At 67.9% G+C, this 11,967-nt stretch carries 14 protein-coding genes; all 14 read right to left on the minus strand.

The genetic code is table 11. The features are described 5' to 3' along the window. Positions 1–2: 2 nt before the first annotated feature. Complete coding sequence (locus ACP3TD_RS16000; RefSeq protein WP_426763970.1) at positions 3–1,031, minus strand: hypothetical protein; 1,029 nt, start codon at positions 1,029–1,031, stop codon at positions 3–5. Next, entirely contained in the window at positions 1,009–3,057 is a 2,049-nt protein-coding gene (locus tag ACP3TD_RS16005; protein ID WP_426763971.1) for a flagellar biosynthesis protein FlhA, read from the minus strand. Before ACP3TD_RS16005 ends, ACP3TD_RS16000 begins: the two co-directional genes overlap by 23 nt. 63 nt (positions 3,058–3,120) lie before the next feature. Beyond that, on the minus strand, positions 3,121–4,200 hold the full coding sequence (locus ACP3TD_RS16010) for an EscU/YscU/HrcU family type III secretion system export apparatus switch protein (protein ID WP_426763972.1): 1,080 nt from the start codon (positions 4,198–4,200) through the stop codon (positions 3,121–3,123). Beyond that, positions 4,201–4,959, minus strand: coding sequence for a flagellar biosynthetic protein FliR (locus ACP3TD_RS16015; protein ID WP_426763973.1), 759 nt, complete (start codon positions 4,957–4,959; stop codon positions 4,201–4,203). Between the two features lies 1 nt (position 4,960). Further along, positions 4,961–5,236 carry a flagellar biosynthesis protein FliQ gene (fliQ, locus tag ACP3TD_RS16020; protein WP_426763974.1) on the minus strand — a complete coding sequence of 92 codons (276 nt, stop codon included), beginning with the start codon at positions 5,234–5,236 and terminating at the stop codon, positions 4,961–4,963. Next, positions 5,236–6,024: a flagellar type III secretion system pore protein FliP gene (fliP, locus tag ACP3TD_RS16025; RefSeq protein WP_426767272.1), complete on the minus strand. Its 789-nt coding sequence runs from the start codon at positions 6,022–6,024 to the stop codon at positions 5,236–5,238. Before fliP ends, fliQ begins: the two co-directional genes overlap by 1 nt. A 41-nt stretch (positions 6,025–6,065) precedes the next feature. Continuing rightward, positions 6,066–6,623 carry a flagellar biosynthetic protein FliO gene (gene fliO, locus ACP3TD_RS16030; protein WP_426763975.1) on the minus strand — a complete coding sequence of 186 codons (558 nt, stop codon included), beginning with the start codon at positions 6,621–6,623 and terminating at the stop codon, positions 6,066–6,068. After that, positions 6,624–7,334, minus strand: coding sequence for a flagellar motor switch protein FliN (gene fliN, locus ACP3TD_RS16035; RefSeq protein ID WP_426763976.1), 711 nt, complete (start codon positions 7,332–7,334; stop codon positions 6,624–6,626). Further along, positions 7,331–8,227 (minus strand): flagellar motor switch protein FliM, encoded by an 897-nt coding sequence (locus tag ACP3TD_RS16040; RefSeq protein ID WP_426763977.1) that lies wholly within the window; start codon positions 8,225–8,227, stop codon positions 7,331–7,333. Before ACP3TD_RS16040 ends, fliN begins: the two co-directional genes overlap by 4 nt. Before the next feature lie 42 nt (positions 8,228–8,269). Continuing rightward, positions 8,270–9,070, minus strand: a complete 801-nt coding sequence (locus ACP3TD_RS16045; RefSeq protein WP_364311127.1) for an OmpA/MotB family protein — start codon at positions 9,068–9,070, stop codon at positions 8,270–8,272. Beyond that, entirely contained in the window at positions 9,067–9,897 is an 831-nt protein-coding gene (locus ACP3TD_RS16050; RefSeq protein WP_426763978.1) for a motility protein A, read from the minus strand. Before ACP3TD_RS16050 ends, ACP3TD_RS16045 begins: the two co-directional genes overlap by 4 nt. Positions 9,898–9,900: 3 nt before the next feature. Continuing rightward, positions 9,901–10,146 (minus strand): flagellar FlbD family protein, encoded by a 246-nt coding sequence (locus ACP3TD_RS16055; RefSeq protein ID WP_015938139.1) that lies wholly within the window; start codon positions 10,144–10,146, stop codon positions 9,901–9,903. Positions 10,147–10,314: 168 nt separating this feature from the next. Then, positions 10,315–11,487, minus strand: coding sequence for a flagellar hook protein FlgE (locus ACP3TD_RS16060; protein WP_426763979.1), 1,173 nt, complete (start codon positions 11,485–11,487; stop codon positions 10,315–10,317). 47 nt (positions 11,488–11,534) lie between these two features. Beyond that, complete coding sequence (locus ACP3TD_RS16065) at positions 11,535–11,951, minus strand: flagellar hook assembly protein FlgD (protein WP_426763980.1); 417 nt, start codon at positions 11,949–11,951, stop codon at positions 11,535–11,537. Positions 11,952–11,967: the final 16 nt, after the last annotated feature.

Here is an 11,967-nt window from a genome sequence, read left to right on the forward strand (position 1 = left end):
TCTCAATCTACCTTTCTGCCATCCAGCCAACCGACCGGCAGGCCCAGCCCATCCACCGTTCCCGGGCTCAGCGTATCCTCCGAGCCCACTACGGCGAGCGCGTCAACAGCCACACGGTCCACCAGGACAGCCAGCCACGCGGCAGTGTCCTCGGCCTTACGGCGGGCATCCACCACGGCCCAGACCTGGTCCGCCCCGATGGCGTCGAGAAGTGCAGCCTGGGCGGCGACGTCCCGGGGCCGCCCCAGCCCATAGGCCAGCAGCAGCGTCTGCCCGGTGGTGACGGAGCTGGCGCGCGCCGCGGTGGCCGACTGCCGGTCCGCCACATGCAGGTGGCCGAACGCGGACAGCTTGCCGCCGGTCCGGACGTCACAGCCACCGGCGGCCATCGAGATTTCCAGGGCGGGCCCCAGGGCATCGTCACCGAGGCCCAGCAGCAGGACCAGGTCCCCGGCGCCGGCCAGGGGCGCGAGCTTCCGCGGTTTGGGTGCGCTGGGTTCGTCAGTGGAACGGACGAGGGCGGGCGGCGGCTCCCCGTATTCGCTGCCCAGTTGCGCCAACAGTCCGGCGAAGTCGGCACCGGCGGTGGAGACCGGGGCGGGGGCGGTTTCACCGGCGGGCAGGGTCGGCCCGCCGACGGGCGGCACCGCCGGTCCCCTGCCGTCGCCAGGGCGCGTAGTGTGCAAGAGCCGCTCACTGGCGTCCGCCTCCTCCAGGAGCGCCGCGATGGCGGTGCGCCGCAGCGCGGGGTGGGCTTCAGACGCTGAGCCGCCCTCCGCCGTCGTACGCTCAACGCCTCCGGAAACGTTCGGCATGGCAGCGGACCCCAAGGGCGAGGCAACGGCGGTAGACGCAACTACATCCGGGACTTCCACGGTGGCCTCGAACCGGTCGCCCGCGAAGAGCCCCGCAATGCCCGGGTTGCTGACCTTCTCGGCCGCGATAATCCTGGCTCCGGCCCCGTGCCTGGCCACGGCCTTGTCCCGGATAGCTTCCAGGGACGGGCCCTTAAGCCTGAAGTGCTTCGGCATGCCGGACCACCCCCACCGTCTCGATGCCCACGTTCGCGGACGTGACTTCACGGTAGGACAGCACTGTCACGCCGCCGTCGGGCGCTGCAACAAGCCGCCGCACCGCCGGGCGAAGGGCAGGTGCACACACCAGGACCGCCTGCCGGCCCACGGCTGCTGCCGATTCAAGGGACTGCTTGAGCGAGCCCAGCACGGCGTCGAGCCGGGGCTGGTTCATGACGATCTGGGTTCCGCCCTCACCGGGCCGGAGGTCCTCCAGCATGGACTGTTCCAGCAGGGGGTCGATCATGACCACGTGCAGCACTCCCCCATCCAGGTATTTGGCGGCCAATGCCGGCCCCAGGGACTGGCGGGCCGCCTCAATCAGCGCCTCGGGATCCGTGGATGCCTTGGCCCGCAGCGCCAGGGCTTCGTAGATCCGCGGAAGATCGTTGATAGGCACCTGTTCCTCCAGCAGTCCCTGCAGCACCCGCTGGATCTCCGCCAGGGACAGCAGCCCCGGCGTGAGCTCTTCCACGGCCGCGGGGCTCTGCTTACGGACGCCCTCGGTGAGGACCCGCACATCCTCACGGGACAGCAGCCGGGCGGCGTTCGCCGACACGATCGAGGACAGGTGGGTGACCAACACCGAGACCCTGTCGATGACGGTGGCGCCGGTCATTTCGGCGCTGTGCCGCATCTCGGACGGGATCCACTTACCGGCCAACCCGAACACGGGTTCCACCGTGGAGGCACCGGGGAGGGCGTCCAGGAAGTCCCCAAGGGCCAGCATCTTCCCGGCGGGCGCAGTGCCGCGCCCGGCCTCCACCCCGGCGATGCGGATGGCATATGTGGCGGGCGGCAGCTCCACGCTGTCCCGGGTGCGCACCGGAGGGATCACGACGCCGAGGTCCATGGCGATCTTGTGCCGCAGGGAACGGACGCGGGCCAGCAGGTCATCCGAGGCGCCGGAGACAATGTCCACCAGGTCCGGGGCCAGCAGGATCTCCACCGGGTGGACGCGCATGTCCTCCATGATGCGTTCGTTCGGGTCTTCCTCCGGGACCCCCGCGGCCTGCTCTTCCAAAGCCAGCAGCTCGGCCTTGGCTTTCTGCTGCGCGGCCAGCCGGCGGGAAGCGAACAGCAGAAGGCCTGCCACCACCAGGAACGGCAGGATGGGCATCCCCGGGATCAGGCCCATGGCCACGGCCGCCAGGCCGGCGATGAGCAGGGCGTTGGGTGACTGCGTCAGCTGGGAGGAGGCCGTCTTGCCCATGTCCTCCTCGGCGTTGGACCGGGTGACAATCATGCCGGTGGACACCGCCATGAGCAGCGCCGGGATCTGCGTCACCAGGCCATCGCCCATAGTCAGCAGGCCAAACGTGTTCAGCGCGTCCCCCGCTTCCATGCCGCGCTGCAGGACACCGATGGCAATGCCGCCCAGGAAGTTGATGATGATAATGATGATGCCCGCTATCGCATCACCCTTGACGAACTTGGAGGCACCGTCCATGGCGCCGTAGAAATCGGCCTCGGCGGAGACCTCGGCACGGCGTTTCCTGGCTTCCGTGTCCGTGATAAGACCCGCGTTGAGGTCCGCATCGATGGCCATCTGCTTACCGGGCATGGCGTCCAGCGTGAACCTGGCGCCCACCTCTGCCACGCGTTCGGCACCCTTGGTGACCACCACGAACTGGATGACCACCAGGATGAGGAACACCACGGCACCGATGATCATGGACCCGCCCACCGTCACGTGCCCGAACGCCTCAATCACCTGCCCCGCGTAGCCCTGTCCCAGCACCAGCCGGGTGGACGCCACGTTGATGCCCAGCCGGAACAGCGTGGCCACCAGCAGCAGCGACGGAAAGACGGAGAAATCCAGCGGTTTCTTCACGAACATGCTGGTGAGCAGGACCAGCAGCGCCAGCAGGATGTTACAGACAATCAGGAAGTCCAGCAGCGGCGCAGGGACCGGGACCACGAGGAGCAGCACAATGCCCACGATGCCCACCGGCACGGCCAGCCTGGCGAGTCGTTTATTCATGGGTGGTCCTTTCGGGGCCGGTGCTGGTCAGGGGATGGGGAGTCAAAGGTATGGACGGCGGTCTCATAGGGCCTCGGCCATTCGGTGCATCCCCCGCGCTGCACCGCGGGATTTCAGCGACATGACGAACGCCAGGACCCCGGCCACCGCCCGGTACAGTTCCACCGGAATCTCCTGGCCCAGCTCACAGGACGAATGCAGGGCCCTGGCCAGCTGAATATCCTGCACCATGGGCACCTCCCTGGCCTCGGCCTCGGCCCTGATCCGGGCGGCGATGACCCCCGCACCCTTGGCCACAACCCGCGGAGCCGACTTCCCGGCGTCGTACTTCAACGCCACGGCGACGTGCGTGGGGTTAACGAGGACGACGTCGGCATCGGCGATGGCGGCGATCATGCGGTTCCTGCTCATGGCCAACTGCCGTGAGCGGCGGTGCGATCGGACCAGCGGATCGCCTTCGGTGTTCTTGTTCTCGTCCGTGACTTCCTTCTTGGACATGCGGGTCTTCTTGCGGTTGCGGCGCATGACCACCAGCACGTCCACCGCCGCGAGCACCAGGCCGGCTGCCACGGCGAACTGGACCAACGCGCCGATGCCGTCCCCCGCTGCCGCGATCACGCCGGACACCGGGAGCCCGCCCGCGGTCAGCAACACGGGAATCAGCCCCTGCACCACCGAGTAGAGGACAATCCCGACCACCACAGCCTTCAGCAGCGCCTTGAGGCCGCCCCACACCGCCTGCATGCCGAAAAGCCGCTTGATGCCGCTGACCAGGTTGAAGTGTTCGAACTCGGCCCGGAACTTCTTGAAATGCACCCCGCCCTGGACCGCGGAACCGGCCAGCACCACCAGGAAAACCACCACGAACATGGGCGCCAGGACGCCGGCCATCGAAGCCAGGCCCAGCTCCAGCGCATGGACCGCCTTGGCGGGGTCCGGGCTCTCCGTGATAGCGCGGACGCTGAACACCTGGTCCACGGCGGCGTTGGAAGCACGGTCGATGGTGGACGGCAGCATCACAGCCCCTGCCCCCACGCCCAGCCACGCGGTCAGGTCCTGGGACCGGGACAGCTGGCCCTTGGACCGGACCTCCCGCATCCGTTTGTCCGTGGCCTGCTCGGTCCTCTCCTGCGAGTCCGACACTCAGCCCACCCCCATCAGGGTGTTGGCCGCCTGCTCCGTCAGGACCGCCACGATGCGCGGCAGCCCCAGGAACAGAAACCCGGCCAAGACCAGTGTGAGCAAGATCTTCAGCGGGAAGCCGAGGGCGAAGGCGTTCAGCGCAGGGGCCACGCGGGTCAGCAGGCCCAGCCCGACGTCGGCCAGCAGCAAGACCACCATCAGCGGCCCGGCGATCTGCACGGCGCACAGGAACATCCCGGTCACGGCCTGGACCATGGCCTCCACCGGGCGGGCAAGATCAATTCCCCCAGCCAAGGGAAACGCCGCGAAGCTGCCGGTGAGCCCGCCGATCACCAGCTGGTAGCCGTCCGACGCGAACAGCAGTGCCAACGCCGCCATCTGCAGCAGCCGGGTGAACTGGGCGCCGTTGACCATCATCTGGGGGTCGAACGCCTGCGCCATCTGGAAGCCGCTGGAGAGGTCGATCAGGCTGCCGGCGGACTGGATGGCGGCGAACACCAGGTACACCAGGAACCCGAGCGCCAGGCCGGTGGCCAGCTCCAGGACGATGGCCGTGATGAACCCTGCCGTGCCCAGCGGGACATACCCGTCAGCCACGCGGCCGGACACCGCCAGGCCGAGCCCCAGGCCCAGCATGGCCTTCACTCGGGCGGGGATGGCGTGGTGCGCGAACGGAGGTGCCACCACCAGGAATGCGATCATCCGGACCGAGGCCAGCAGCATGGCCTCCAGCCACGGCTGGTTGATGGGGATGTCCACCTCACCCTCCCCCGAGCAGCCCGGGGATGCGGGTAAACAGCTCGTTGGTGAAGGCGACCATCTCGGTGATCATCCAGTGCGCGCAGACCACCAGGGCGATGGCCACGGCCACGGCCTTGGGCACGAAGGACAGGGTAGCTTCCTGCAGCTGGGTGATGGACTGCAGCAGCGAAATGGCAAGGCCCACCACCAGGGCGGTGACCAGCACGGGGGCGGCGAGCTTGGCCGCCACGATCATGGCCTGAAGGCAGATGTCCAGGACGGCGTTGGTATCCATCAGGTATAGCTCTGGATCAACGAGGTGATGACCAGGCCCCAGCCGTCCACCAGGATGAACAGCAGGATCTTGAACGGCAGCGAGATCATCACCGGCGGGAGCATCATCATGCCCATGGACATCAGGGCCGCGGAGACCACCAGGTCGATCACCAGGAATGGGATGAAAATGACGAACCCGATGATGAACGCGGCCCGCAGCTCCGAGATCATGAACGCCGGGATGAGGGTCTGCAGGGGCACGGCCTCGGGATTCTCCGGGTTGGGCATCCGGGCAGCGCGGGTCATCAGGGCGATGTCCTCCTCGCGGGTATGCCCCAGCATGAAGTGCTGCAGCGGGCCGGCGCCGGCGGAGAAGGCACCGTTGAAGTCGAGGTTGCCGTTCAAATAGGGCTGCACCGCGTCCGTGTTGATCTCCGTCAGGACAGGCCACATGACGAACAGGGAGAGGAACAGGGCCAGGCCTGCGAGCACCTGGTTGGGCGGGATGGACGGCAGCGACAACGCGTTCCGGGTCATGGCCAGCACCACGAAGATCTTGGTGAAGGACGTCATCATCAGCAGCAGCGCAGGCGCCACGGACAGCAGGGTGATGCCGATCAGGGTGACGACGGCGGTGGAGGGCTGGCCGTCCAGGCCGTTGATCTCGATGCTGACGTTGCCGCTGCCGGGCTGGGCCGGATCAGTGGGCGGCGTGGGCGGCAGCGGTGCGGCGTGCCCGGAGGGGGCGCCCAGCCAGGCGGACAGCAGGACGAGGACGACGGCGAGCAGGCCCGCCCAGGCGGCCACCTGCCACACCCTCCCCACCGGGTGCCACCGCGCGGTTGGGTTCAAGTCCGGCGTCCGCGGAAGGCCTCGGCAGCCTGCCGCCACGTGGACCCGGCCAACAGCGAGCCGTGCAGCCTGGAGGTTTGAATGGACGACGACGCCACGCGCCGGTGCAGGTCGGCGCGCCGGGGCATCCCGGCAGCTTCCTGGAAGACGGCGGCGAAACCGTCCGCGCCGGAGGTGGCAGCGGGTGCGGCGACCGCCCGCGGCGGGCGGGCCGGCAGCGCGGGCCGCTGCGCCGCCGTCGTACGTTCTTCCGCGAGGTCGCCGGCGACCTCCAGAGCTCTGCTTTCCACCGCCTCTGGCGGAATCTCGCCTGCGTGCAGCACATTGATGCTGTGCTCGGTGACGCCGAGGAGGAACCGCCTGTCGCCGGCGTCGATCACCACCACCGAAGCCTTCTGGCCGACGCTTTGGCGGCTGACCACGCTCAGTGTCCGGCTGGCGCGGCGGCGGCCGTGGCCTTTCGCCTTGGTCACGCGGCGCTGCAGGTACCACATGAGGCCCAGCACCGCACCGAGGGCCACGAGGACGCGCAGCCCCAGGATGAGTGAGTCCATTTACCCGAGTCCCTCGGCGGTGTCGAGGATGCGGGTGATGCGGACGGCGTAGTCCTGGTCCACCACTACCACCTCGCCGTGGGCGATCAGGCGCCCGTTGAGCAGCACATCCGCGGGGGCCCCGGCGGACCGGTCCAGCTCGATGACCTTGCCCGGTTCCAGGGCCAGGGCGTCGCGGACCGACATCCGGGTACGCCCGATTTCCACGGTGAGAGACATTTCCACGTTGCTGATGAGGCCCAGCCGCGCCGGGACGGACACGTCGGCGGAGGTCCGCTGCACGTCGTTCACCGTGCCGTGCTCGCGGACGCGGACGGCGAACCAGCCGGCAGGCCCGGCTCCGCCGGCCAGTTCGAACACGGCGGTCTCGGGATCGGAGAGCAGCGCGCCGGCATCCTCTTCGCGCAGCTCCCCCAGCACGCCGGCACCGAACACGGTGGCGGCGGCTTCCATGGCGGGCCGCAGCACGTCCACGGCGGATACCAGGCCGGAGGAGGCTCCGCCCGCGGCTGCCAGGAAGGACCTGTCCGCCAGGATGAGGGCAAGGTCCGCGGTGACTGCACCCACGAACGCTGCCGTGACGGCCTGCGGGGCATGCGCGGCGGCGGAGAGCGCCGGGACAATCCCGGCAACCGACAGGACGCCCGGGTGCGGCAGGTGCAGCGCCAGTTGCTGAGCCGAGGATTCGTGCAGGTTCAGGGTGATGGTCATCGCGGGTTCTCCTCGGTGGTGACAATGACGGCAGCGGCGCGCGAACCGTTCCGGGCCGGCGCCGCAGTGGCCAGCCGGGTGCCGTTGATGGTGACGTCGAACGGGCTGTTCTCGGGGTGCGGCAGGGGCAGGACGTCCCCGACGGCGAGCCCCAGGATCTGCGCGGGCGTCACCGATGTGCAGGCCAGTTGCACGGCGACGTCCACCGGCACCTGGGCCACCTGGGCGCGGACCAGGGCGCCGGCGTCGGCCGTGGGGGCGGTGGGATTCACGGCACCCAGGCCCGGCAGCAGGGCGTCCGCCGGGATGGCCAGCGTGGCAGCGCTGGGCAACTCGCCCACCTGAACGCTGAAGGCTGCCACAATCATCAGCTCCCCCGGGGCGGCCGCCTGCGCGAACTGGGAGTTGTACTGGACCACGTCCATGGCCAGCGGCGCGGCCAGCAGGGACCCCAGGGAGTACTTCAGGTCCTCCAGGCTGTCCTCCACCATGCGGCGCACCAGGGCGTGCTCGATCTGGGTGAACTTCCGCTCGGGGACGGCGGTGTCCCCGGAACCGCCGAGCATCCGGCTGATCCAGGCCAGCGCTGCGGTGGCGGGGAACTGCAGGACCAACCGGGATTCGCTGCCATCGATCCGGCACAGAACCATGGAGGTCACGGACGGCAGGGAGGCGGCGTACTCGTCGTAGCTCTGCATGCTGAGCTGTTCCAGGGTGGCGGAGGACTTGACCCTTACCTTCGCGGTCAGCTGGGTTCCCCACTGCCGGGCGAAGGTTTCGAAGGCGACTTCAAGGACCCGGCTGTGCTGCCGGGGCAGGGTGGTAGGCCGGCGGAAGTCGTAGACATCCACGCTCCGTTGCCGCGGCGCCTGCCGGTCCTCCAGTTCACTCACGGGTGCAACTATCGGCAGCCGCTGTCCCGGCGTAAGCAGCTGTCAGGGCTTGCGTGTTGCCTCAATGTCGACCGCTTGCGGTATGAGGTCGCGGATGGCCTCGGCCTTGTCCGAGAGCACCACCACATCAACGCGCCGGTTCAGTTCCATGAGCTCTTCGGTGGAATCGTCGTTGACCTGGCGCGCGGAGCCAAAGGCCACGGCCCCGATCCGGCCCGGCGCCACTCCCCCGCGGTCCACCAGGTAGCGCAGCACGTTGACCGACCGTGCCGAGGACAGTTCCCAGGTGGACGGGAATGCGGTAATGCCGTTGGCCGCGTGCCCCTCCACCATGATTTCCAGGCCGGCAGGGGCCAGGGTGGGGCTGATGGTGTCGAGCACCTGGCTCGCGCGCCGGGTCAGTTCCGGGCGGTCCGGCAGGAAAAACGCCTGCGAGCCCACCAGCTTCACCGTCAGGCCCCGCTCGGTGATCTGGAATTCCACGTTCGAATCGAGCCGCTGGGCCTTCAGCGCTGTTTCCATCTGCTGTTGCAGCGCGGTGAGCTTGTCCACTTCCTTGATGGCGAGGTCCAGGGAGGAGAACGCTTCAGCGTCCTTGTCCATCTGTTCGGGCGGCACCACGGTTCCGCTGGCGGTGTCCACGGTCTGGCTGGCCACGGCACCGAACCCGGTGGCCAGGGAATTGCGGAGCTTGTCGAATTTGGCCTGGTCCACGGTGGACATGGCAAACAGGACGATGAACATGCACATCAGCACGGTGACCATGTCCATGTAGGAGGCCATCCAGCGTTCGTCGACGTGTTCTTCCTCCGGTTCGTGGCCCCTGCGGCGGCGCCTTTTCAAGCGGCCCGGCCCAGGTCAGCGAGCCCTTCCGTGGCCTGCTCCTTGCCCTTACCTTTACCCTTGCCGCCGGACTTGCCGAGCTGGTTGGCCGGGACCATGGCCCGGAGCCGCTCAGCCAGCAGCAGCGGCTGCGTGCCGTTCTGCACGGCCAGCATGCCCTCCATCAGCAGGGTCATCTGCTCGATTTCCAGGTCCGAGAGTCGTTTGAGCCGGGAACTGAACGGCAGCCACAGGAAGTTCGCCGACACCAGTCCCCAGAGGGTGGCCACGAAGGCGGTGGCGATCATGGGCCCCAGGTGGTCCGGTGTGGACAGGTTCTCCAGGACGTGGGTCAGCGACACTACGGTGCCGATGATGCCGATGGTGGGGGCGTAGCCGCCCAGGCTGGCGAAGAACTTGCTGGAGATCCGGTCGCGGCGCATCTTGGTGTCGATCTCGTCTTCCATGAGCGTGCGCAAATCTTCGGCGTCAGTGCCGTCGGCGATGTTCTGCAGCGCCCGGGATACGAACGGGTCCTTCGCCGTGCTGGCTTCATCCTCAAGTGCCAGAAGCCCTTCGCTGCGGGCTTTCTCTGCGTATCCCACCAGGAGATCGATGCTGTCCTGCGGCTTGGCCGGCCTGGCCACGAACGCCCTGGGCAAGTCCTTGAACGCCTGGATGACATCCCGGAGGGTGTTGCCCGCCAGGCCTACGGCAAGAGTGGCGCCGAAGACCAGGATCATGGGGGCAGGCAGGAGGAGCGCCTCGACGTGCGCCCCCTCCAGGGTGACCATGACATAAACGGACCCGAAAGCCAGGAAGAGTCCAATGATTGTTGCGGGATCCATGGGTTACTCCTCGGGTGTCCGGACAATGCTGAGCGGGTGCCCGGTGGCGGGTGGCAGGTCCCGTGCCCGTCGAAGGACATAGGCCCGGTAATCCGCGATCAGCTCCACCACCTCGCTGAGGCTTTCCAACACCACGTACGTGGCGCCGTCGAGCGTGACCAGATGCGTGTCCGGGCTTTCGTGGATCCGTTCGATGACATCCGGATTTACCGCGAAGCGGGTGCCGTTGAGGCGGGTGACAACGATCATGGGCCGTTTCTGCTCTGTCCGGGGTGGGGGTGTTCCCTCCCTACTGTCGGCCGGCCAGGCTTTCCGGTTAGCTCCCCCTCATCGACTGCTCCGTAACCGCCGTTATGAGCGCCAAAATGGCGGTTACGGAGCAATGGATGGAGGGTTGGGGATGACAGGGGTTATGGATTAGCGCTTCAGGTTGGACAACTCCTGCAGCACCTCGTCCGACGTGGTGATGATCCGGGCGTTTGCCTGGAATCCCCGCTGGGCGACGATCAGGTTGGTGAATTCCTGGGAGAGGTCCACGTTGGACATTTCCAGCGAGCCCGTGGCCAGGGTGCCCATGCCGGCCTGCCCCGGCGTTCCCACTTGGGCGGCACCCGAGTTTCCGGAGGCAACGTAGCTGGAGCCACCGGTTTTCTCCAGTCCACCGGGGTTGGCGAACCGGGCCAGGGCCACCCGCGCAAGCACCTCCCGGCTGCCGTTGCTGAAGGAGCCCACCAGGGAACCGTCGGCGGCCAGGGAGTAGGACTCCAGCTTGCCGGCCTCGGAACCGTTCTGGGTGGCGATTGTCAGCGTGCTCATCCCCGCATACCCGGTCACCGCGGCCAGGTCCACGGTGATGCCGCCCACGGCCAGGGTTCCGCCGCCGGTGAGGGCACCGTTTTGGAAGGCCACGGCAGACGTCCCGGTGGCACCGTTGGCGTCCACGCCCGCCACGTCCCAGCCAGCGCCGGTGCGGCTAAAGGTCAAGTTCAGGGTGCGCGCGGCGCCGTCGGCGTTGAACACCTTCACCTGGCGTTCGACGACGGTCCCCACCGCCGCGTCGGAGGGCAGATTGCCTTCCAGGGTGGTCCGGGTAGTGGCGGTGGCCGGAGAGGTGGCGTTGGGCGAGAGCACGATATTGCCCAGCGGGCCGCCGGTGTTGAGCACGCCGTTGGCCGCGGTCCAGCCCTGCAGGATGCCGCCGTCCGGGCTGACCAGCCGGCCCTCGCTGTCCGGTTCGAAGGCGCCGGCGCGGGTGTAGAAGTTCTGGGCACCCTTGCCTGTGATGAAGAAGCCGTCGCCGGAGATCATCATGTCCGAGCCCCGCCCGGTGCTCTGCGCCGAGCCCTGGCCGAAGTTGGTGCTGATGCCGGCCACCCGCACGCCGAGGCCAATCTGGGCCGGGTTGGACCCCGCGGCGCCGTCTTGTCCTGCGGCTGCTGCCTGCGTCATCTGCGAGAGCGTGTCCTGGAACTGGGTTGCGGACGCCTTGAATCCGGTGGTGTTCACGTTGGCAATGTTGTTGCCGGTGACGTCCAGCATGGTCTGGTGGGCGCGGAGTCCGGAGATGCCGGAGTACAGGGAACGCAACATGGGTGGGCCTTTCGTGGGATGGGGTGGAGGTTTGGGGGTGCGGGGTTCTACGTGCTGGCCGGGACGCTGATCCCGGAGATTGAATCGAGCGGTACTTTGCTGCTGCCCACGGTCACCACGGGCACGCCGGTGGTGAAGGAGACCGCACTGGCGATTCCAGACCCGGCGGTTCCGTCAGGCAGGGCGTACGCCACCTCGGAGCCGACGATCTGCGCCGCCGCGGTGCGCATCTGGAGCGAGAAACTCTCCTTGGCGCCGGTGGAGAGCTCGGTCATTTTCTCCATCATGGACAGCTGGACGGACTGCGCCATCATCTGGTTGGTGTCCATCGGGGCACCCGGATCCTGGTATTTGAGCTGCGTGACCAGCAGCTTCATGAAGGTGTCCGAGTCCAGGGACTGCACCGGCTGGCGCGCCGCGGTTCCGGTCTGCAGGGTGGCGGCGCCGACGGGTTGGACGGTCATGGGTTGCTCTCCTTCA

The sequence above is a fragment of the Pseudarthrobacter sp. 1G09 genome, from assembly GCF_050038305.1.
In the GTDB taxonomy this organism is placed as follows: domain Bacteria; phylum Actinomycetota; class Actinomycetes; order Actinomycetales; family Micrococcaceae; genus Arthrobacter; species Arthrobacter equi.